20 protein-coding genes are annotated in these 20,125 nt (G+C 72.8%); 9 read left to right on the forward strand and 11 right to left on the reverse strand.

Going from position 1 to position 20,125, the window contains the following annotated elements; genetic code table 11:
- Nucleotides 1-40 precede the first annotated feature (40 nt).
- Together ADK65_RS09040 and ADK65_RS09045 are read left to right on the forward strand one after the other, a co-directional pair.
- Entirely contained in the window at nucleotides 41-604 is a 564-nt protein-coding gene (locus ADK65_RS09040) for a dihydrofolate reductase family protein (protein ID WP_053669432.1), read from the forward strand.
- Nucleotides 605-732: 128 nt separating this feature from the next.
- Nucleotides 733-921, forward strand: a complete 189-nt coding sequence (locus ADK65_RS09045; RefSeq protein ID WP_053669433.1) for a hypothetical protein — start codon at nucleotides 733-735, stop codon at nucleotides 919-921.
- A gap of 21 nt (nucleotides 922-942) precedes the next feature.
- On the opposite strand, the gene ADK65_RS09050 is transcribed toward ADK65_RS09045, so the two are convergent.
- Genes ADK65_RS09050 through ADK65_RS09060 form a run of 3 tightly spaced genes read right to left on the reverse strand, consistent with a single transcriptional unit; the run spans nucleotide 943 to nucleotide 6,131 of the window.
- Entirely contained in the window at nucleotides 943-2,052 is a 1,110-nt protein-coding gene (locus tag ADK65_RS09050) for an enolase C-terminal domain-like protein (protein ID WP_234352831.1), read from the reverse strand.
- Complete coding sequence (locus ADK65_RS09055; RefSeq protein WP_053669434.1) at nucleotides 2,049-3,872, reverse strand: thiamine pyrophosphate-requiring protein; 1,824 nt, start codon at nucleotides 3,870-3,872, stop codon at nucleotides 2,049-2,051. Before ADK65_RS09055 ends, ADK65_RS09050 begins: the two co-directional genes overlap by 4 nt.
- 27 nt (nucleotides 3,873-3,899) lie before the next feature.
- The gene (locus tag ADK65_RS09060; RefSeq protein ID WP_053669435.1) at nucleotides 3,900-6,131 is read right to left on the reverse strand and encodes an FAD-binding and (Fe-S)-binding domain-containing protein; all 2,232 of its coding nucleotides are present in this window, start codon (nucleotides 6,129-6,131) and stop codon (nucleotides 3,900-3,902) included.
- Between the two features lie 260 nt (nucleotides 6,132-6,391).
- On the opposite strand from ADK65_RS09060, the gene ADK65_RS09065 reads away from it, so the two are divergent.
- Both ADK65_RS09065 and ADK65_RS09070 read left to right on the forward strand, forming a co-directional pair.
- Complete coding sequence (locus tag ADK65_RS09065; protein ID WP_053669436.1) at nucleotides 6,392-6,931, forward strand: MarR family winged helix-turn-helix transcriptional regulator; 540 nt, start codon at nucleotides 6,392-6,394, stop codon at nucleotides 6,929-6,931.
- Nucleotides 6,932-7,132: 201 nt separating this feature from the next.
- On the forward strand, nucleotides 7,133-7,840 hold the full coding sequence (locus tag ADK65_RS09070; protein WP_053669437.1) for a 2-phosphosulfolactate phosphatase: 708 nt from the start codon (nucleotides 7,133-7,135) through the stop codon (nucleotides 7,838-7,840).
- A gap of 101 nt (nucleotides 7,841-7,941) precedes the next feature.
- Here the strand turns inward: ADK65_RS09070 and ADK65_RS09075 are convergent, their stop codons facing one another.
- From ADK65_RS09075 to ADK65_RS09085, 3 genes are all read right to left on the reverse strand, one after another.
- On the reverse strand, nucleotides 7,942-8,457 hold the full coding sequence (locus ADK65_RS09075) for a hypothetical protein (RefSeq protein WP_078955873.1): 516 nt from the start codon (nucleotides 8,455-8,457) through the stop codon (nucleotides 7,942-7,944).
- A gap of 280 nt (nucleotides 8,458-8,737) precedes the next feature.
- Nucleotides 8,738-9,301, reverse strand: a complete 564-nt coding sequence (locus ADK65_RS09080; RefSeq protein ID WP_053669439.1) for a snapalysin family zinc-dependent metalloprotease — start codon at nucleotides 9,299-9,301, stop codon at nucleotides 8,738-8,740.
- Between the two features lie 81 nt (nucleotides 9,302-9,382).
- Nucleotides 9,383-10,033 (reverse strand): LysE family translocator, encoded by a 651-nt coding sequence (locus tag ADK65_RS09085; protein WP_053669440.1) that lies wholly within the window; start codon nucleotides 10,031-10,033, stop codon nucleotides 9,383-9,385.
- A gap of 213 nt (nucleotides 10,034-10,246) precedes the next feature.
- Here ADK65_RS09085 and ADK65_RS09090 point away from each other — a divergent pair, with 213 nt between their 5' ends.
- Nucleotides 10,247-11,641, forward strand: a complete 1,395-nt coding sequence (locus ADK65_RS09090) for a hypothetical protein (RefSeq protein WP_063788002.1) — start codon at nucleotides 10,247-10,249, stop codon at nucleotides 11,639-11,641.
- Nucleotides 11,642-11,703: 62 nt separating this feature from the next.
- Here ADK65_RS09090 and ADK65_RS09095 read toward each other — a convergent pair whose 3' ends face one another.
- The 4 genes from ADK65_RS09095 to ADK65_RS09110 form a co-directional block, all read right to left on the reverse strand.
- On the reverse strand, nucleotides 11,704-12,216 hold the full coding sequence (locus ADK65_RS09095) for a hypothetical protein (RefSeq protein ID WP_324614258.1): 513 nt from the start codon (nucleotides 12,214-12,216) through the stop codon (nucleotides 11,704-11,706).
- Nucleotides 12,217-12,395: 179 nt separating this feature from the next.
- Nucleotides 12,396-13,220 carry a rod shape-determining protein gene (locus tag ADK65_RS09100; protein WP_053669441.1) on the reverse strand — a complete coding sequence of 275 codons (825 nt, stop codon included), beginning with the start codon at nucleotides 13,218-13,220 and terminating at the stop codon, nucleotides 12,396-12,398.
- The gene (locus ADK65_RS09105; RefSeq protein WP_053669442.1) at nucleotides 13,217-13,591 is read right to left on the reverse strand and encodes a TraR/DksA family transcriptional regulator; all 375 of its coding nucleotides are present in this window, start codon (nucleotides 13,589-13,591) and stop codon (nucleotides 13,217-13,219) included. The genes ADK65_RS09100 and ADK65_RS09105 overlap by 4 nt, the downstream gene beginning before the upstream one ends.
- Before the next feature lie 44 nt (nucleotides 13,592-13,635).
- Nucleotides 13,636-13,947 (reverse strand): TraR/DksA family transcriptional regulator, encoded by a 312-nt coding sequence (locus tag ADK65_RS09110; RefSeq protein WP_053669443.1) that lies wholly within the window; start codon nucleotides 13,945-13,947, stop codon nucleotides 13,636-13,638.
- Nucleotides 13,948-14,303: 356 nt separating this feature from the next.
- Here ADK65_RS09110 and ADK65_RS09115 point away from each other — a divergent pair, with 356 nt between their 5' ends.
- The 4 genes from ADK65_RS09115 (at nucleotide 14,304) to secD (ending at nucleotide 18,842) form a co-directional block, all read left to right on the forward strand.
- Nucleotides 14,304-15,257 carry a sensor histidine kinase gene (locus tag ADK65_RS09115; protein WP_053669444.1) on the forward strand — a complete coding sequence of 318 codons (954 nt, stop codon included), beginning with the start codon at nucleotides 14,304-14,306 and terminating at the stop codon, nucleotides 15,255-15,257.
- Between the two features lie 2 nt (nucleotides 15,258-15,259).
- Nucleotides 15,260-15,943 (forward strand): response regulator, encoded by a 684-nt coding sequence (locus tag ADK65_RS09120; RefSeq protein ID WP_053669445.1) that lies wholly within the window; start codon nucleotides 15,260-15,262, stop codon nucleotides 15,941-15,943.
- Nucleotides 15,944-15,995: 52 nt separating this feature from the next.
- Nucleotides 15,996-16,496 carry a hypothetical protein gene (locus ADK65_RS09125; RefSeq protein ID WP_053669446.1) on the forward strand — a complete coding sequence of 167 codons (501 nt, stop codon included), beginning with the start codon at nucleotides 15,996-15,998 and terminating at the stop codon, nucleotides 16,494-16,496.
- 78 nt (nucleotides 16,497-16,574) lie between these two features.
- Complete coding sequence (gene secD / locus ADK65_RS09130) at nucleotides 16,575-18,842, forward strand: protein translocase subunit SecD (protein ID WP_053669447.1); 2,268 nt, start codon at nucleotides 16,575-16,577, stop codon at nucleotides 18,840-18,842.
- Here the strand turns inward: secD and ADK65_RS09135 are convergent.
- Complete coding sequence (locus tag ADK65_RS09135; protein WP_053669448.1) at nucleotides 18,832-20,076, reverse strand: glycosyltransferase; 1,245 nt, start codon at nucleotides 20,074-20,076, stop codon at nucleotides 18,832-18,834. The genes secD and ADK65_RS09135 overlap by 11 nt on opposite strands.
- Nucleotides 20,077-20,125 lie beyond the last annotated feature (49 nt).

The raw sequence follows: 20,125 nt of genomic DNA on the forward strand, positions 1-20,125 counted from the left end.
GCGCCGTACGGTCGAACCCCGTGACCGAGGAGGACCGCCGATGCGCAGCGTGACCTATTCGATGAACGTCTCTCTCGACGGCTACATCGCCGGGCCGGACGGCGGGTTCGACTGGACCGCGCCCGACGAGGAGGTGTTCCGTTTCTGGATCGACGAGATCCGGGGGGTCGGGGTCCACCTGCTGGGGCGCCGGCTGTACGAGACGATGCTGTACTGGGAGACCGCCGATCAGGATGACTCGCTCGACGACTCCGAGCTCGAGTGGGCCGCGCTCTGGAATCCGCTCCCGAAGGTGGTGTTCTCCCGCACGCTCTCGGCGGTGCAGGGCAACGCCCGCCTGGTCTCGGGGGGCCTGGCGGAGGAGATCGAACGGTTGCGGGCCGAGCCTGCGGAGGGCGAGATCGCGATCGGCGGTGCGACGCTCGCCGCCGAGGCGGCCGCGTCGGATCTGATCGACGAGTACCGGGCGATGGTCTACCCCGTCCTGCTCGGCGGAGGCACCCCGTTCTTTCCTCGGCACGAGCGCCGGGTCGACCTCGAACTGGTCGAGACCCGCACCTTCGGTTCGAAAGTCGTCTACCTCCGTCACCGCGTGGTGCGCTAGGACACAGGGCGCCGCGACCGGACCGGTGAGGCTGCCGGCCCGTTCACCCGAACGGGCCCCGCCGTGATGTGCCGGCGCTGCCCCTGCTGTGTCCTGGACACAGCAGTCGTCCGTCCCCAGGGGGAAGCATGTACGAGATGTGCCCCGGCCTCGATGAACCCGGTACGACCTTCGTCTGGCACGTGAAGGCGAAGAACGGCACCGTAGCCCTCTGTGGCCTGACACTCGAACCGGGCGTGACGAAGCCGGTGGAGACGGACCGGCACTGCCCGTCGTGCATGACCTCGTTCGGCCGGCTCCTCGACCAGCGCGGCTGAGTCGTGACCGCGTAGACCCCGTCAGCCCACCCGGTACCGCTCCGCGCGCCCCGGGTTCAGGGCCAGGCCCAGGCCGGGCTCCGCGCCGCTGCCGGGGCTGATGCTGCCGCCGCGGGGGTCGAGGACGCCGTCGAACAGGATGCGTTCGATGCGGACGTGGTCATGGAACCACTCCAGGTGGCGCAGATTGGGCACCGCCGCGGCGGCATGGGCGTGGGCGTGAGGAGCACAGTGCCCGGAGATCTCCAGGCCGCGGCCCTGGGCGAGAGCCGCGGCGCGCATCCAGACCGTGATGCCGCCGCACCGGGTGATGTCCGCCTGCAGACAGTCCACGGCGCCGGCGGCCAGCATGTGCTCGAAATAGGGCAGGGTGTAGCCGTACTCGCCGGCGGCCACGTCGATGGTGACGTGGTCGCGGATGCCGGCGAGGGTGTCCAGGTGGTCGGAGGAGACGGGTTCCTCGAACCAGGTCACGCCGTGGTCCGCCAGCGCGCCGGCGACCCGGACGGCCTGTTTGGAGCCGTAGGCGCCATTGGCGTCCACGTACAAGGCGGTGGCGTCGCCGATGCTCGCGCGGGCCTCGGCGACCCGTCTCAGATCGCGTTCCTCCCGCCGTCCCCACGACTCACCGATCTTGATCTTGACGCGCGGAATGCCCTCCTCGGCGGCCCAGCCGCGCAGTTGGCGGTCCTGTCGCCCGGCGTCGTACGTCGTGAAGCCGCCGCTTCCGTAGACCGGCACGTCCGCTCGGGCGGCGCCGAGCAGGTCGACGAGGGGCAGGTCCAGCAGGCGGGCCTTGCAGTCCCACAGCGCGATGTCCACGGCGGCGATCGCCTGCGCGGCGATGCCGGGCAGGCCCGCATTGCGCACGGCACGGTGCATGGCCTCGTTCAGGCGCGGAACGTCGAGAACGGGGCAGCCGACGACGATGTCGGCGAGCAGGTCGGCGACGACCCGTGCCGCAGCCGCCGGAGCGTAGGTCCAGCCTGTTCCGGTGACCCGGCCGCTCCGCACGGTCGCGACGACGAGGGTGGTGCTGTCCCAGCTCAGGGTGCCGTCCGCCTCGGGGGCGTCGGTGGGCACCGTGTAGACGGCGGTGTCCAGCCGTTCCACCACCGCCGCGTCCGTCACCGCTCCTCTCCCGCACCGGGCCGGTCCTCGCGGTGCCGGCTGCCGGGCAGCATCTCCTGGACCTTGGCCTTGAAGCCCTGGCGGACCATCGCCGTGCGGTCGCTGTCGCCCTTGAGCACGGACGCCGCCGCGGCCTCGATCTGGTCGAGGGACGCATGCGGCGGGATGGGCGGCACGGCAGGGTCGGTGCGGAAGTCCAGGACGAAGGGCCGGTCGGACGCCAGCGCCGCCTCCCACGCGCTCTGCACGTCCTGCGGCTTCTCCACGCGCATCCCGTTCAGCCCGACCGAGCGGGCGAAGTCCGCGTAGGCGACGTCGGGCAGGGACTGCGAGGGAAGGAACTGCGGGGCGCCCGACATGGCGCGCATCTCCCAGGTGACCTGGTTGAGGTCCTGGTTGTTGAACACCGCCACCACCAGGCGCGGGTCCTCCCACTGCTGCCAGTACTTGGCGATCGTGATCAGCTCGGCGAGTCCGTTCATCTGCATCGCCCCGTCACCCACGAGCGCGATGGCGGGGCGGTCGCCGTGCGCGAACTTCGCTCCGATCACGTAGGGGACGCCGGGGCCCATGGTGGCGAGCGTGCCGGACAGCGAGCCGCGCATGTCTCCGCGCAGCTTCAGGTGGCGTGCGTACCAGTTGGCGGCCGAGCCGGAGTCGGCGGCGAGGATGACGTTCTCGGGCAGCAAGCCGTTCAGGGTGTGGGCCACGTACTCGGGGTTGATCGGGTCGGCGTCCACCGCGGCGCGCCGTTCCATGACCTCCCACCAGCGGGCGGTGTTCTTCTCGATCTTCTTGCGCCAGCCGTCGTTCGCGGCCGGCCTCAGGTGCGGCAGCAGCCGCTGCAGGGTCGCGCGGGCGTCACCGACGAGGTTGACCTCGAACGGATAGCGCAGACCGACCATGTGCGGGTCGATGTCGATCTGGACGGCCCGCGCCTGACCGAACTCGGGCATGAACTGCGTGTAGGGGAAGCTGGATCCGATGACCAGCAGGGTGTCGCAGTCCTGCATCAGCTCGTACGACGGGCGCGTGCCGAGGAGGCCGATCGCGCCGGTGACGTAGGGGAGGTCGTCGTCGAGCGCGTCCTTGCCGAGGAGCGCCTTGGCCACGCCGGCACCGAGCCGGTCGGCGACCTCCATGACCTCCTCGCGGGCCCCGCGAGCGCCCTGGCCGATGAGCAGGGCGACCTTCTCGCCCGCGTTGAGCACCTCGGCGGCACGCTCGATGTCGGTTTCGGCGGGCACGGGGGCGTAGTGGGACATGCCCAGACTGGAGGGGACCATCTTGAAGGCGTGCCCGGGAGCGGAGTAGTCAAGTTCCTGCACGTCGGCCGGGATGATGACGGCCGTCACCGAGCGGCGCGCCATGGCGGTGCGCATGGCCCGGTCGAGCACGTTGGGCAGCTGCTCGGGGACGGTGACCATCTCGCAGAAGTCGGAGGCGACGTCCTTGTAGAGGCTCAGCAGGTCGACCTCCTGCTGGTAGGAGCCGCCCATCGCGCTGCGGTTGGTCTGCCCCACGATCGCGACGACGGGCACGTGGTCGAGCTTGGCGTCGTACAGGCCGTTGAGGAGGTGGATGGCGCCGGGCCCGGAGGTGGCGGCGCACACCCCGACCCGGCCGGAGAACTTCGCGTAGCCGACGGCCTCGAAGGCGGCCATCTCCTCGTGCCGGGCCTGGATGAACTCGGGCTTGTTGTCGGCCCGTCCCCAGGCGGCGAGCAGTCCGTTGATGCCGTCTCCGGGGTAGGCGAAGACGTGCTCGACCTCCCACTCGCGCAGGCGCTGCAGGAGGTGGTCGGAGACCTTCATCGACATGGTGCTGACCTTTCGAGTGGGGGTGTGTCAGGTGTCCCGGGTGCCCGGCTGGGCCCGGCGCAGGCGTCGCGCGGCGCCGCGGCCGGTCAGGACGGCGGCTCCGGCGGTGAGGGCCGCGGCGCCCGCCGTGATCGCCCAGCGGCTCGCGCGGGACGGCTCGGGCGGCCGCCCCGCCAGGCGTTCCGGATGCTCACCGGGCAGGTTTGTGTCCAGGCCCAGGGCCAGCACCTCGGCGAGGTGCAGGGCCCGGCGGCCGGTGTCGCTCTGTTCGATCTGGGTGCGGCAGCTGAAGCCGTCCGCGAGAAGCAGGCTGCCGGGGGCGGCCGCGCGCACGGCCGGCAGGACGCCCTGTTCCGCGACGGCCAGGGAGAGCTCGTGATGACCGCGTTCGAAGCCGAAGTTGCCGGCGAGACCGCAGCAGCCCTCGTCGAGCACGTCGGCGTCGAGGTGGGCGCGGCGCATCAGTTCCCGGTCGGCGTCGTCCTTCAGGACCGCGTGCTGGTGGCAGTGGGTCTGCACGAGGGCCTGCCGGGCCAGGGCGGGCGGTTGCCAGCCCTCGGGCGCGTGCCGCACGAGGTGTTCGGCGAACGTACGGAACCGGCCGGCCAGGCGCCGGACATCCTGGTCGTCCGGCAACAGCTCGGGCGCGTCGGCGCGGAACACGGCGGTGCAGGACGGTTCGAGCCCGATGACCGGGGTGCCGGCCTCGATGTACGGCCGCAGCACGCGGAGTGTGCGGCGCAGCACCTTCTTGGCGGTGTCCAGTTGCCCGGTGGAGATCCACGTGAGGCCGCAGCACACGGCCTCGGTGGGCACGGCGACGCGGAAGCCCGCGTCCTCCAGGACCCGAACGGCCGAGATCGCGACCGACGGGTGGAAGTAGGTGCTGAACGTGTCGGGCCACAGGACGACGGTCCGCTCGTCGGCGGGATCCGGTTCGTCCACGGCACGGGCCCGCCACCACTGCACGAACGACTGCGGCGCGAACACCGGTGCCCGGCGCGCCGCGTCCACGCCCGCCAGCCACTTGCCGGCGCGGGCCAGACCAGGGGCGTGCAGCGCGCTGTTGACCAGTGACGGGGCCAGACGGGACAGCAGGGCCCATACCGGCAGCCAGCCCATCGAGTAGTGCGCGGCGGGACGCGGGCGGCCGTCGTAGTGGTGGGCCAGGAACTCGGCCTTGTAGGTCGCCATGTCGACGCCCGTCGGACAGTCCGACTTGCAGCCCTTGCACGCCAGGCACAGATCGAGAGCGTCGCGTACTTCGGCGTGCTCCTCGCGCATGAGCTGCGCCATCCTGCCGTCGAGGGCCTCCAGCTGGCCGGGAGAACAGTGCCGCAGCAGCTCGGGGACGTCGTCGGCGGCGGCGCAGATGTCGTCGTAGCCGAGGACCAGCAGTGACTGGTGGGGCGGCACCGGCACCAGGTCGAGTTCGGCGCGCAGCACCGTCACCAGGGTGCCCTCGCTGCCGACCAGGGCCTTGGCCAGGTCGAAGCCGTGCTCCGGCAGCAGGGAGTCGAGGTTGTAGCCGGAGACCCGGCGCGGGATGTGGGGGTACCCGGTGCGGATGTCCGCCAGGTACGCGGCGACGATGCGCTCCAGACCGAGGTAAATCTCGGCCCGGCGGCCGCCCTCGGCGGCGATCCGTGCCCGTTCGGCCTCGGACGTCGGCCCCACCCACATGCGGGTGCCGTCGTACGTGAGGATCTCCAGGCGGCGCACGTTGTCCACGGTCTTGCCGTACGCCTGCGCCGACGCTCCGCACGAGTTGTTGCCGATCATGCCGCCCAGCGCGCAGTGGCTGTGCGTGGACGGCTTCGGCCCGAACTGCAGCCGGTGCCCGGACAGCCGCCGGTTGAGTTCGTCCAGGACGATCCCGGGCTCCACCACGCAGGTGCGCGCGCCGGGGTCCACCGAGACCAGCGCGTGGCAGTACTTGGTCCAGTCGATGATCACGGCGGTGTTGGTCGCCTGTCCTGCCAGGCTTGTCCCGCCGCCCCGGGAGAGCACCGGGGCCTTGAACCGTGCGCACACCTCCACCGCCCGCGCTCCGGCGTCCAGGCTGCGGGGAACGACCACGCCGAGCGGCACCTGACGGTAGTTGGAACCGTCCGTGGCGTAGGCGCCCCTGCTGCCCGCGTCGAAGCGGACCTCACCGTCGACCGCGTCGCGCAGCGCGGCTTCCAGCGCCGCCACGTCGACCCTCTCGTGCGCTCCGCCGGCCGGGCCGCGGGTGCCGTGTCGCGATGTACGAGTCATCGGGAAAACCGTTCCTTTGGCGTGCCCCGCGTGCGTGCGGGATCCTGTGCTGGAGGTCTCCTCCGCCACAGCGCCGGGCCGCTCCGGGCAGCCGAGAGCCTCCGGCCTCCGCGTACCCACCCTTGCACTCTGCAATGGTGATTTCCGGAAGACTTTTCAGCCGGATCCCCCGGGTCTCACCCCCTTACCATTGCGTTCTGCAAGGGTTCGCCGCCGAGGACGGCGGCAAGATCGCCGGCCGGAGAGGGGGAACGGAGACCATGACGCGCTCCCACGGAGATCCCGACCAGGAGGCCGAGGAGGTCACGCTCGCCGTCATGGCGGCGTCGCGGCTGCTCGTCGCCATCTCCGCGCGGGCCCTGGCGTCCACCGGCAGCACGCTGACCCTGCCCCAGCTGCGCGCGCTCGTCGTGCTGCGGACGTGCGGGCCCGTCAAGCTCGCCGCCCTGGCATCGACCCTGGGTGTCAACCCCTCGACCGCTCTGAGGATGGCCGTCCGGCTCGGGGACGGCGGCCTCGTCGACCGCCGGACCAACCCCGCCAACCGGCGGGAGGTGATCCTGCGCCTCACCCCGACGGGACAGGACGTGGTGGAGCGCGTCCTCGCGCACCGGCGCACCGAGATCCGCGCGCTCGTGGAACGGCTGCCCGCCGAGGCACGTGCCGGGCTCGTTCCCGCATTGAAGGCCCTCACCGGGGCAGCCGACGAGTTGGCCGTGGACCCGGTCGACGAGGTGCGTCGCGACGCAGGCCTCATCGACGACCCACTCGACCCCACCCCGCCCGACGCTTCCCGGTGAGGACATCGCGGGCCGCAGGGCGGCGCGGGCCGGACGCAGGGAGCCCAATCTCGTGCCGCCCCGGGCCGATCGAGCCCGCCGTGCAGCTGCCGCGGTTCACCGCCCCGGTCTTCCCGTCACCGGCTCGCTCGGGGAGTCCTGGCCGGACGGGCTTTTCGTCATGTGAAGTGCCTCGGGGCGGGCATGCGCGATCATGACGGGATGAACACTCGTTTCGTCGGCATCGCCGAGCTGGCCGTGAACGAAGTCCCGTCCGTGGCGGTCGTCGTCGACGTCATGCGCGCTTTCACGGTGGCCGCTTGGGTCTTCGGCCAGGGGGCTGAGCGGATCGTGCTCGCCGAGTCGCTGGACGAGGCCCGGGAGCTCAAGGCGCGGCACCCGGACTGGGTCGCACTCAAGGACGGTCCGCCGGCTCCGGGGTTCGACACCGTCAACTCGCCCGGTCTGCTGCGGTCTCTCGACCTCGGCGGACGCACCGTCGTGCAGAAGACCACGGCCGGGACGGTCGGCGCCCTCGCCGTCAAGGAGGCGTCGCTGGTGCTGTGCGCCGGGTTCGTGGTGGCCGGGGCGACGGCACGGCTCCTGCGGACCCGCGGCCTCGACCGTGTCACGTTCGTGGTCACGGGCGAGGACGGCCAGGCCGACGAGGATCTGGCGTGCGCGCAGTACATCGCCCGCAGGGCCGTGGGCGAAGAGACGGATGCGGCCGGCTTCCTCCGCCGCGCCGGGCGTTCGCGGGCCGCCGCGGAGCTGGCGCAGGGGGTGCGCAAAGGAGTCCATCCTGATGACGTCGCGCTCTGTCTCGAGCTCGACCGTTTCCCCTTTGCCATGGTGGCGGCCTTGGAGGACTCACTCATGATCCTCCGCCCCTATCCCGTGCCTTCGCCGGCCGACGGGTTCTCACTCTGACCGCTCCCCCGGCCGGTCGAGCGGATCGGCAGCGTTCCCGGCGCGCCTCTGCCGGACGTTGCCCGCCGGGCCGGGCCGACGGGCAACGTCCCCTCGTCCGGTCAGTGTCCGGCGGCTGCCTTCACCAGGGCGACGGCTACCCCGATCGCCGCGTCCAGCAGCCCCGCCACCACCGCTGTCACCGTGCCGCCGCCCATGCGCAGCCCGCCCAGACAGCCCCACAGGAAGAGCGACACGACGCCCACCCCCGCCGCTGCCAGCAACGCGGCGTGCACGCTGAGGACGTCCAGCGCGGCCAGCGCGATCAGAACGGCAGGTCCCGCGGCGCACGACAGCAGCGGGCTGCTGACGTACAGCATGCGACGCAGCTCATGGCCCGTGGCGAGGCGGCGGTGGACGGTGCGGTGCGCCTGCTGGTCGGCGACGAGCGCGGCGAGCCACAGGCCCAGCGCGGTCGTCAGCACAGTGGCGACGGCACCGAGGGAGCCCACCTCACCGAAGGACAGGCCGACCACCACGGCGATCATCGTGATGGTCGCGTAGATCCGCTCCTTCAGCCGGTCGGCCAGTAGACCGGCCTCCACCCCGGGCGGCCCCTCCGCTCGACGGTCGTCCACCGCTGATGCACCTCACCTGTGGTCCACGCAGGCAGCCGTTACGCGCGTGCGCCGGTCATCACATCAGCATGCCCCCCGAGGGTGCGGGCCGGCTGCTTCCACGCCGGACGTGAAGGGGGCGTTGCCCCGACCGCTCCCGGTGGAACCGCACTTGGGGAGGCATCCGGCTCCCCTGGCACCGGACTGCGGCGGGGGAGCCGTCGGCGCGCCACCGCCGCCGTTCGGCGGCAAGCCGTCCCCGCGGTGTGCGGGGCCTTCTCATCCCGGGGCGTCGCCCGCCTCAGTCCACGATCACCCTGGTACCCGCCGCCTGGGCCAGCCCGGCCGGTGCGCCGCCGAAGTTGCCCTCGACCTCCGCCTTCTCCGCCGCGTTCGGGTACGGGTTCGTGCAGGACGTGCCCGCGGTGGAGCCGGACATCAGGCTCGAGCACGGTCCGGGCTTGCGATCCGGCAGGCCCAGGATGTGCCCGAGTTCGTGCGCGGAGATGCGGATCGTGTCGTACCCCTGGTCGACGGCCTGGCGCCCGATGTACACGGTGCCGTTGCCGAGAGTGGTGGGCAGCGCACGCGGCCAGCCGTTGTCCGCGAGGACCCGTATGTTGGCGCGTTGCCCGGCTGCGGCGGGCCGCAGCTCTACGGCGTCGACGCTCTCGTTCCAGATCGCCGCGCCCCGGTTGACCGCACTCCTGAACTCCGCGGCGCCACTCGCGTCGTAGGTCACGACACGGGCGGCCGGAGGCCCGTCGGCCGTTGCGGGCGCGGCGGCCGCGGCCTGACCGCCCGTCAGGGACACGGACACCAGACAGGCGGCGGCGAGACCGCCGGTCAGCATACGGACGTGCATGATCGACCTCCTTGTGGGGGAAGGGCAGTCGTGCTCATGACATTCCCTAGCCCATTGCCCAGCCGCGTCACCCCTGAACCCTCAGGCGACGGCCGCCACCGAGACGCCGATGGCGATGAACAACCAGCCGGTGGTCAGCTCCCAGCGCCGGCGGACCCCCGGCCTGGCGAGCAGGGCTCGCAGGCGCGCGGCGACCACGACGAGGGCGAACCAGTAGGCGACGCCGATGAGGATGTCGAGCATGCCCAGGAAGAAGATCTGCCGTGCCATCGATCCGTCGCCGTCGACGAACTGCGGAAGGACGCTGAGGAAGAACAGGGCGGCTTTCGGGTTGAGCACATTGGTGAGCAGCCCTTGGATGAAACCGCTCCTGAGACGCCCCTGGGCCGGCCCGCCCTCCGCCAGGGCATCGGCTGTCGCCTCGTTCGTGTGGTGCCTTCCCCGGGCGGTCCGGCGGGCGGCGAGCACGGCCCGTACACCGAGATACACGAGGTAGGCAGCCCCCAGCAGTCTGATCGCGTCGTAGACCACGGGCGAGCGCGCGGCTATCACCGAAAGGCCGGCCGCGGCGGCCAGCATGTGCACACACAGCCCGGTCTGGGCACCCAGTGCCGCCGCTCTGCCCTTCGAAGGATCCTCGGCAGCCGATCTGAGCACCACGAGGAAGTCCGGACCCGGCACCACATACGCCACCAGCACCACTCCGAGGAAGCCGAGCAGGTCGACCGTCATCCGCCCTCCACTCCTGCGCCCCGAATCCGCCTGTGGCCGGGGCTCGTTGACACACCTCGTGCACCGGTGCCGGGTACCCCGGTGCGGGGCCCCCGGACAGCCGGGCCGGTGAACGGGTGCCGGGGGCGCATGTGTTCGCCGGCGTTGACCTCACAGGCACGTCATCAGCACAATCTGCGGGCCTGCGTCATCCGCCGGCGAACAGGGGGAATCATGTGCCACACGTGTCCTGACCGCGAGACGATCAATGCCGTAGCACGGAACCCGGCGGCACCGGTCGACGTACTGCTCAGGCTGCTCTCGGAGCAGGCCGTCACCGCCTGGAACACCCTGGCCTGGCGCGCGCTGCCGGACGAGGTGGTCGACGCGATCGTCGTGCACCCCGATCGACGGCTGCGCTCGGCGTTCGCCGAGAACCCCTCGGTGACACCGGAACAACGCGCCCGGCTCATCGACGATCCCGACCCACGGGTGCGCGTGACCCTGGCCCATGGCCCCGACTGGTTCCGCATCCCCGTGGAGCCGCTCCCGGTCTCCGTTCAGAAGCGTCTGCTCGCCGACGAGGACGCACGAGTCCGCCGCAGCGCGGCCGAGTCCCGGCACACGGCCGCGGAGCTGGTGGCCCGTCTCGCCGGCCACCAGGACGCGAACCTCCGGAGGGCGGCGTGCCGCGAGTGGACCATGCTCTCCCCGGACACTCGCGACGGCCTCCTCCATGACCCCGTGGAGGATGTACGCCAAGCCGCCATGCGGAAGGCCTGCCGCGACGACGCGCGCTGCACCGACCTCCTGCTCGACGCGGACCTCGACTCCCTCTCCCGGCAGGAGGTGATCCGCTACGGGGCCATGAGCACGGCGACCGCCGAACGGATCGCGGCCGACGGCGCGGAGCCGGACCGGTGCGAACTGGCAGCCAATCCCCACCTGTCCGTCGACCTTGTCCGCAGGCTCGCCGAAGACGACGCGCACAGCGTCCGGCTGGCGGTGTCGGTCCGGCCCGAGCTGACGGAGACCGAACGGGCCGCCGTCGACATCACCATCCGCCCGTCCGACCGGCTGTATCCCGTCGAATGGGTCCGTCTCTGCACCGATGCCGACGTACTGCGCCGATGCGCCCGGTCGGCCAACATCCTGCTGCGGCGCAGCGCCGCCTGCAGCCCGCATCTGCCCGCCGACGCCGTCGAGCTTCTTTCGCGCGACGACGACCCTGCCGTGCGACTCCTCCTGTGCGAGAACCAGTCGACCGTGGACGGCGAGGTCGTGCTGCAGACCTACCTGGACTGCCAGGTCATCACCCGGAGCGATCTGCTCCGCCACGCCAACTTCCCGCGCACGGACGCCGGGCGGCGCTTCGCCGACGACCCGGACCCGGAGAAGAGGTGGCTGACGGGACTCGACCCGAACGCTCCGGCCGATGTGATGGTCCGGCTGCTCGCCGATCCCGACGCACGCGTGCGTGGCATGGCCGCCGCCCACCCCGCCCTGCCCGTCGACCTCGTTCTGAAGAGCTGCGACGACCCGGAGCTCGCTGCCCGGGCCCTCGGCAACCCCGGCCTTCCGGCAGCGGTCATGCACCAGCGCCTCGACACCTTGGGCATCCCGCGCTGACACCGGCGGCCCTCGCCGCGGCGTGCGACCGTGTCGGTGACGTGCGTCCGGCCTGACTCCGGCTAGGGAGACGTCGTCCAGCGAGAGGCTGTCGCGGCCCAGGCGGATTCCCAGGCCGCCAGGTTGCGGTGCTGGATGACGCGGTGGACCGTGCCGTAGGCGACGGCTGCCGCGGCGTGGAGGCCGAGGACGGCGATCAAGGCGGAGCCCATGGCGCGGCTGCGGACCTGATCGGCGGTCAGGGGCGGGTCGGTGAGCTTCCCGTCGGTGGCGGCCCAGACGCGGACGGTGCGGCCCTTGGGCAGGGCGGGCCGGGTATCGGTGTAGGCCGTGTGGGTGCGTCCTTCGGAGTCGGTGAAGCGGAACTCGGTCGGGTAGAGGGTGCGCTTCGCCTCGGCCGAGCCGGGCTCGGGGTGGGCACGGGCGTCCTCGACGAGTACGGCCGTGGTGTGGTGACGGGTGGCTGCCTGGTGCGCGGCGGTGCGGGCGTGATGGCGGTGGGCGGCTTCGCCGACGAGGAAGAGGACGAGGGGGTGGCCGCCGGCACCACCAGCGTCACGCCGAGGCCGACCCACGCCTGGACCACGTCGCTGCGCCGACGCAGGGGGTTGCGCCGCAGGCGCCAGAACATGACCCGGGGCAGCTCCCGCGGCGGCCGTGGTGGAGGTGGGGGCGTGTGACCGGGCATGGTCCTCCTTTCGGCGCTGGACGCGGGGCGGGCGGGATTCCGGCCGGGTGGTGGGACGTGTACGGCCTAGTGGGGGCGGGCCACGGGTGGCGGGGGCCCGGTGGCCGAGGGATGGGTGTGCGCGGCTTGGAGGAACCTCGCGGCGCCCCGGACGGCCGCGGTGTGCGGTGCCGGGACGATGCGCGGCGGTGCCTTCAGCCGGGCCGCGAGGGCGCGGGTGATCTCGGGTTGCAGGGCTCCCCCGCCGGCCAGGAGGATGCCACGCCGCAGGGCTCCTGCGGCACGGGCGGTGAGGTCGTCGCGTCGGATCGCGGCCAGCATCGCGACCACCGCTTCGGCGATCTGCTCGGCCGTGGCCGTCTCACCCAGGTCGCTGGTGCCCACGGCCGTCCGGCGCGCGTCGGTGACGGCGCCGTCGCACAGCAGCACCGCCTCGGTGAGGTGGGCTCCGACGTCCACCACCACCAGCGGCCGCGACATGTCGGCGTCGGCGGCCAGAGCGATGCTCCGGGCGCTGGGGACGGTCAGGACACTGCGGGGCCGCAGCACCTCGACGGCGGCGCGGGCCCCGGTGCGGTAGGCGACGCCGTCCAGGACGGGCGTGGTGACGATGATCATGGGGCGGGCGAACCGGGGCAGCCGGTGCCCGAGCAGGCGCTCCAGCATCCGGGAACATCCCGGAGTGTCGACGATGGTGCCGCGCCGGACGGGGTACACCGCGCCGGCGCCGGGGAAGGCGACGGTGGGTACGTCGACGACCGTGCCCCGGCCGGCGATCCAGACGCGGGTGCGGGCGCTGCCCATGTCCAGCGCGACGCCGCAGCAGCGCCGGCACCGGGGCCACGGCCGGTGACGGTCGGCGGTTTTGGGCAGCTCACGGGCGCCGGTCACGGTTGTGCCTCCTTGACCTGCTGGCAGCGGGCGCAGTAGCGGGCCTGCGGCACGATCATGAGCCGTTCCCGTTCGATCGGGCGCCGGCAGAGGTCGCAGCGGCCGTACGAGCCCTCGTCCATGCGAATGAGGGCCGCTTCGACGTCGGCGAGGACCATGCGGGCGGAGGCGGCGAGTTTGACGCGGACCTCGATCTGCGCGGCTGCTCGCTGCCGGAGCCGGTCCTCGGTCCGGGAGGTGACCGGCCCGGCGAGCAGGCGCAGTTGCTCCTGGCGGAACAGTCGCTGCTCGTGGAGGCTCTCGCGCAGCGCGGCGAGGTCGTCGGCCGACAGGTTCGTCGTGCTGTCGTCGATGGTCCGGTGGTTCACCACGTCACCCCTTTGCGGCAGGGCGTAGGAGGTCGGTACGGACGGGTTCAGGCCGTGCGGCGCCGGCAGGCGACGCAGTGGCGGGTGTACGGCAGGATCTCGAGTCGTTCGGCGGGGACGGGCTTCGCGCAGGACACGCAGACTCCGTAGGTGCCGTCGTCGATGCGGGTGAAGGCTTCCTCGATCTCTGCGAGGACCCGCCGCATCGCGGTCCGCTGCGCGGACAGGAGGTGATCCTCCGGTCCGCGCTCGCTCTCGTCGAGGGCGCGCAGTTGGGCCAGCCGGGAGGTGCGGGCGTGTTCCAGACGCCGACGGGCCTCGTGCGCGTGCGTCTCGGCCCGGGTGACATCGAGCGACATGGTCGGTCCCTTTCGGCGCGGGTGCGCGGGTCGGTCATGCGCGGCGGGCGGCCCGGCGGCGTTGCCGGGCCGCCCGTCCGCTGTCGGGTGGTCGTGTGCCTCCACCCTGGCGCCGCCGGCGGCGGATACCCATCGGGCGCGGAACCCATTTGCGGCGGGACGGGAGACCCATGTGCCCGCGCTCCCGGTGTGGCGCGCCCGGGGAAATGGGGGTCAGGGCCCATGGACGGGACCGGTGGGGACGCGGCAGCCTGATCGGCAGGCTTGCTCAGCGCCCGGGCCGCGAAGGCGGTGGGCTCCGCGATGCCCGACTGTGGAGGTGAGACCCAGGTCGTAGAAGGGGAGGCGCAGGGACGGTGTCCTTGTTCTGGCGGATCTTCGCGCTCAACGCCGTGGTGCTGGGGACGGCCACGGCCTTGCTGCTGTGGGCTCCGGTGACCGTCTCGGTGCCGGTGCTGCTGACCGAGGCGGTCATCCTGGTCGGCGGTCTCGCCGTGATGCTCGTCGCGAACGCCGCGCTGCTGCGGTGGGGCCTTGCTCCCCTGGACCGGCTCACCAAGCTGATGACGACCGTCGACCTGCTGCGGCCCGGCCAGCGCCTGCCCGCTTCGGGCGGCGGCGGGGTCGCGGAGCTGATCCGTACCTTCAACGCCATGCTGGAGCGGCTGGAGCAGGAGAGGGTCGCCAGCAGCACCCGGGCCCTGCTGGCCCAGGAGGGCGAACGACGTCGCATCGCCCAGGAACTGCACGACGAGGTCGGGCAGAGCATGACCGCGATCCTGCTGGGCCTCAAGCGCTCGGCGGACGACGCCCCGGAGCCGCTGCGCAGGGAGCTGCAGGAACTGCAGGAGATCACCCGGGAGAGCCTGGACGAGGTCCGCCGGCTGGTGCGCCGGCTGCGGCCGGGTGTGCTGGACGACCTGGGCCTGGTGAGCGCGCTGACCTCGCTCGGCGAGGACTTCGCCACCCACACCGGGCTGCTGGTCACCCGCCGCTTCGACGCCGATCTGCCCGCCCTGGAGCCGGAGGCGGAGCTGGTCCTCTACCGCGTCGCCCAGGAGTCGCTGACCAACGTCGCCCGCCATGCGGACGCCCGGCGGGTCACCGTCTCCCTGTGCCGCGCCGACGAGGGCGTGGTGCTGACGGTGACCGACGACGGCAGCGGCATCGAGGCCCCCCGTGAAGGCGCCGGCATCCGCGGCATGCGCGAACGCGCCCTGCTCGTCGGCGGCACCCTGGAGATCACCCCGGCGCCCCGGGCCGGCACCCGCGTCCAGCTCACCGCGCCCGTCGCAAGGAAGCAGCCCTGACCATGCCCGGAACCTCCACGCCCGCCTCCGCGGAACCGAGCACGATCCGCATCCTGCTCGCCGACGACCACGCCCTGGTCCGCCGCGGCGTGCGGCTGATCCTCGACCAGCAGCCGGACCTCGAGGTGGTCGCCGAGGCCGGTGACGGGGCCGAAGCCATCGAGCTGGCCCGCACCCGTGACGTCGACCTGGCCGTGCTCGACATCGCGATGCCGCGCCTGACCGGCCTGCAGGCGGCCCGCGAACTGGCCGTCCTCCGCCCGGGCCTGCGGATCCTGATGCTCACCATGCACGACAACGAGCAGTACTTCTTCCAGGCCCTGAAAGCCGGCGCGAGCGGGTACGTGCTGAAGTCCGTCGCCGACCGGGACCTGGTCGCCGCCTGCCGGGCCGCGATGCGGGACGAGCCCTTCCTGTACCCCGGCGCGGTCACCGCCCTGATCCGCAACTACCTGGACCGGGCCCGCAACGGCCAGGAAACCCCCGACCAGATCCTCACCCCTCGCGAGGAGGAGGTCCTCAAGCTGGTCGCCGAGGGCCACTCGTCCAAGGAGATCGCCGACCTGCTGTTCATCAGCATCAAGACCGTCCAGCGGCACCGCGCCAACCTGCTCCAGAAACTCGGCCTGCGGGACCGTCTCGACCTCACCCGCTACGCCATCCGCGCCGGACTGATCGAGCCCTGACCCGCGTCCCGGCCCGCGTCCCCGGGCCGTCCATCACGAGGAGAGAGGCACGGTGCAACCCATCGCGCGCCCGGCGCCCGTCGTCGCCACCACTGGGCCGCGCTCCCCCGCCGCCTGGGTGCTCGCGGTCGTCGTCGCCGCCGTGCTGGCCGTCCTCGGCCTCCTCTCCCCGCCACCCGGCGCACCCGGCACCGGGGCGTCCGGCGAGCGCCGGACGGCCGACCGCCTCCAGCACGACGGCACGCACGCGGCGGTCGGCCACCTCCGGCACGACGGCACGCACACGGCGCCGGACCACCTCCGGCACCACGAGGCGCGCGGCGACGACGGATGCGATGCCGCCCGCGTCGTCCGGGCAGCCACCCGTCACGAGCCGGCGCACGGCGATCACCCGGCACCCCGCGGATACTCCGGCACCTGCGACCGGAGCACGCACGCCACCCAACGGCTGCTTCCCGGCCCACGCGGGCCTGCGACCCTGCGCGTGCCGGCCTCACCGTCACGCGTGGCCCAGGACCAGGGGCGGGCGCCCCCGGTGTCCTCCGGCACCTGACGCCCCTTCCCCTTCACCCCGACACCCCGCGGCGGCCCATGCCGGCCGCCGCCGTGGTGTGCCTGCCGGAGGCTCCCGTTGAACCGTTCCCCGCGTGTGAGAGCGCTGCTCGCCCTCGCCGTGCTCGCCCTGTCCCTGTACATCGCCGCCACCGTGCCCGTCCGGCTCGGACTGGATCTGCGCGGCGGGACCCAGATCGTGCTCGAAACCCGTTCCACCCCCACGGCCGACGCCGACCGCGCGGCCACCGACCGCACCCTCGAGGTGCTGCGCGGCCGCATCGACGCGCTCGGCGTCGCCGAACCCACCCTGGTGCGCTCCGGCGACGACCGGATCATCGTCGAACTGCCCGGTGTGCAGGATCCGAAGAAGGCCGCCGACGTCCTGGGCCGCACGGCGCAGCTCACCTTCCACCCGGTGCTCGGCCTCGCGGACCGAGCCGCCGGCACCTCCGGGAAGCCGCCGGAGAGCCCCCGGGAGCGCGTTCTGCCCGACGAGTCCGGCACCCGCCTGCGCCTCGGGCCCTCCTCGTTGACCGGCGAGGACGTCGAGGAGGCCGCCGCCCGGTTCGACCAGCAGGACGGCACCGGATGGCACGTGACCGTCGGCTTCGAGGGATCCGGCCGGACCGGCTGGGCCGGCCTGACCGGCGAGGCCGCCTGCCGGGCCCCGGGCGACCCGGCACGGCGGGTCGCCATCGTCCTCGACGACAAGGTCGTCTCCTCCCCGCAGGTCGACCCGTCCGTCGCCTGCGGGACCGGCATCCGTGACGGCGCCACCCGGATCACGGGTTCTTTCGGCGCCGAGGAGGCCCGCGAACTCTCCCTGCTCATCAACGGCGGGGCCCTGCCCGTGCCCGTCGAGACCGTCGAGCAGCGCACCGTCGGCCCAACCCTCGGCGCGCAGGCCATCACGGCCGGCGCCTGGGCGGCGGCCATCGGCACCGCGCTCACGTCGCTGTTCATCATCGCCGTCTACCGGCTCATGGGGGGCCTGGCCGCTCTCGCCCTGGCCTGCTACGGCCTGATCTCCTATGCCGCCCTGGCCGCTCTCGGCGCCACGCTGACGCTGCCGGGCCTGGCGGGTTTCGTGCTGGCCGTCGGCATGGCCGTGGACGCCAACGTGCTGGTATTCGAGAGAGCGCGCGAGGAGTACGCGCTGCGCAGCCGTCCCAGTGTCCGTTCGGCGCTCACCACCGGATTCCGCCGGGCATTCAGCGCGATCGCCGACTCCAACGTCACCACGCTGATCGCGGCGGCCCTGCTGTTCCTCCTCGCCTCCGGGCCCGTCCGGGGCTTCGGGGTCACCCTCGGCATCGGCGTGCTCGCCTCCATGTTCAGCGCTCTGGTCGTCAGCCGGGCGCTGGCCGAGTTCGCAGCGAGCCGTCCGGGCGTACGCCGCCGCCCCGGTCTCACCGGCATCGCCGGCATCGGCGCGGTCCGCGACCGCCTCACCCGCCGCGCCCCCCTCCTGATGCGCCGCCCGCGCCGCTGGCTCGCCACCTCCGCGGCCGTGCTCGCGCTGGCCTGCTCGGGCATCGCGGTGCGCGGCGTCGACCTTGGCGTGGAGTTCACCGGGGGCCGCCTCATCGAGTACAGCACCAGCGGTCCGGTCGACCCCGGCCGGATCCGTGCCGCCCTCGCCGACGCCGGATTCCCCCGGGCGGTCGTGCAGTCCTCGGGCGACACGGGTCTGACGGTGCGTACCGAACCGCTGACCGACTCCGAGGAGGCGGAGGTCACCGGCACTGTGCGCGATGTCGACCGCCGGGCGGACAAGGTCCGCGACGAACTGATCGGTCCCAGCCTCGGCGAGGAGCTGCGCCGGGGTGCGCTGATCGCACTCGCCGTGGCCCTCGGGGCGCAGTTCGTCTACCTCGAGGCACGGTTCCGCTGGGTGCTGGGATCGGCGGCGGTTGTCGCACTGGTCCACGACGTGGTGATCCTGCTCGGGATCTTCGCCTGGCTCGGCAAGCCCGTCGACGGGATGTTCCTGGCTGCCTTGCTCACTGTCATCGGCTACTCCGTGAACGACTCGGTCGTCCTCTTCGACCGTGTCAGGGAACTGGTCCGGCGCAGCCCCGCGGCGCCGTTCAACGGCCTCGTCAACCAGGCGATCCTGCAGACCCTGCCCCGTACGGTGAACACCGGCATCGGCGCGGCGTTCATCCTCACCGCTCTCACCGTGCTGGGCGGTTCCTCGCTCGCGGACTTCGCCCTCGCGCTGCTGGTCGGCCTCGTCGTGGGGACGTACTCCTCGGTGTTCACCGCCGCTCCCCTGGCGATCGGGCTGCACCGGCGTTCCCCGCGCGCGGAGCCGTCCCGCCGGCGACCGGTCACGACGTGAGCCGGTCCAACGCGGCCAGGACCGGGGCCACGCCGTCCTCTTCGGCCAGACCGCGCGCCAACTCCTGGGCACGGTCGCGGTGGTGAGGGTCGCTCGTGGCGCGGCGCAGGGCGGGGGCCAGTGCGGCGGCGGTGAGGCCGCGCAGGGGGACGGCGCGCGGTGCCGTCCCCAGGGCGACCAGACGCGCCGCCCAGAAGCCGCCGTCGAACTGCACCGGTACCGGAACCGTGGGCACGCCCGCGCGCAGGACGGCGGCGGTGGTGCCGGCGCCGGCGTGGTGGACCACGGCGGCGGTACGGGGAAACAGCAGCGCGTGCGGCAGATCGCCCACGGTGATCACGTCATCGTCGCCATGGGCGGCGAGGCCCGCCCAGCCCTGCTGGATGATGCCTCGCAGGCCTGCCGTCCGCAGCGCACGCACGATCTCGGCGCTGAGGTGCCCGGCATCCGGCACCGTGGCGCTGCCCAGACCGACGAACACCGGTGGGGGTCCGGCGGACAGGAACTCCTCCACGTCTCCGGGCAGTGCGCGGGCGTCGTGCGGCCACCAGTACCCGGCGACCTCCAGTCCGGGGCGCCAGTCCTTCGGGCGGGGCACCACCCGTTCGCTGAATCCGTGCAGCACGGGCCAGCGGGCTCGCTCGTGGGCCCGGCGGCCGGCGGACGGACCGCGCAGAGCCATGCCGTGCCGGGTGCGCAGCCGGTGCACGGCATGGGTGAAGACCCGGTCGACGGCACTGATCACGGCTCGTCCGCCCAGGTGGTTGCCCACCGCGCCGAGCGAGCGTCCGCCGAGCATGGGGGCGCCGAACTCGCGTGTCGGGTGCTGGGGTTGGAGGAACAGGCCGAGGCTGGGCAGGCTCAGGCCCTCGGCGATGGCGCGGCCCAGTGGTGCGACGGCTCCCGCGGCCAGGACGACGTCCGCGCCGCGGGCCGCCTCGACCAGGGCGTCGGTCATCTCCTCGGCCGCGGACCGGGCCATCGACACCGCCCTCAGCAGCTTGCCGGGACCACTGGTGCTGGCGTGCAGATCGCGGCCGCGGTCGGAGTGCGACACGGCATGCGGGTCGACCGGGGTCGGGTGGAAGCGCACCTCCGATCCGGCGACCAGGGGTTCGAACAGGCCGTGGGTGGCGAGCGTGACGCCGTGCCCGCCGTGGGCCAGTCCGGCGCCCAGCCCGGTGTAGGGCGCGACGTCGCCGCGCGATCCCGCCGTCATGATCACCACGCGCATGGGTCCCAGTGTGGACCGGCCGGGCCGACGACACACGGTGCATGGCCGC

It is taken from the genome of Streptomyces sp. NRRL B-1140 (assembly GCF_001280065.1).
Classification (GTDB): domain Bacteria; phylum Actinomycetota; class Actinomycetes; order Streptomycetales; family Streptomycetaceae; genus Streptomyces.

Bases quoted from the DNA above. Each gene is read 5' to 3' on its own strand.
- ADK65_RS09070 (WP_053669437.1), top strand. From the start codon at position 7,133: ATGAACACTCGTTTCGTCGGCATCGCCGAGCTGGCCGTGAACGAAGTC.
- ADK65_RS09090 (WP_063788002.1), top strand. From the start codon at position 10,247: ATGTGCCACACGTGTCCTGACCGCGAGACGATCAATGCCGTAGCACGG.
- ADK65_RS09060 (WP_053669435.1), bottom strand. From the start codon at position 6,131: ATGACTCGTACATCGCGACACGGCACCCGCGGCCCGGCCGGCGGAGCG.
- ADK65_RS09040 (WP_053669432.1), top strand. From the start codon at position 41: ATGCGCAGCGTGACCTATTCGATGAACGTCTCTCTCGACGGCTACATC.
- ADK65_RS09120 (WP_053669445.1), top strand. From the start codon at position 15,260: ATGCCCGGAACCTCCACGCCCGCCTCCGCGGAACCGAGCACGATCCGC.
- ADK65_RS09045 (WP_053669433.1), top strand. From the start codon at position 733: ATGTACGAGATGTGCCCCGGCCTCGATGAACCCGGTACGACCTTCGTC.
- ADK65_RS09055 (WP_053669434.1), bottom strand. From the start codon at position 3,872: ATGTCGATGAAGGTCTCCGACCACCTCCTGCAGCGCCTGCGCGAGTGG.
- ADK65_RS09065 (WP_053669436.1), top strand. From the start codon at position 6,392: ATGACGCGCTCCCACGGAGATCCCGACCAGGAGGCCGAGGAGGTCACG.
- ADK65_RS09085 (WP_053669440.1), bottom strand. From the start codon at position 10,033: ATGACGGTCGACCTGCTCGGCTTCCTCGGAGTGGTGCTGGTGGCGTAT.
- ADK65_RS09135 (WP_053669448.1), bottom strand. From the start codon at position 20,076: ATGCGCGTGGTGATCATGACGGCGGGATCGCGCGGCGACGTCGCGCCC.
- ADK65_RS09110 (WP_053669443.1), bottom strand. From the start codon at position 13,947: ATGTCGCTCGATGTCACCCGGGCCGAGACGCACGCGCACGAGGCCCGT.
- ADK65_RS09080 (WP_053669439.1), bottom strand. From the start codon at position 9,301: ATGCACGTCCGTATGCTGACCGGCGGTCTCGCCGCCGCCTGTCTGGTG.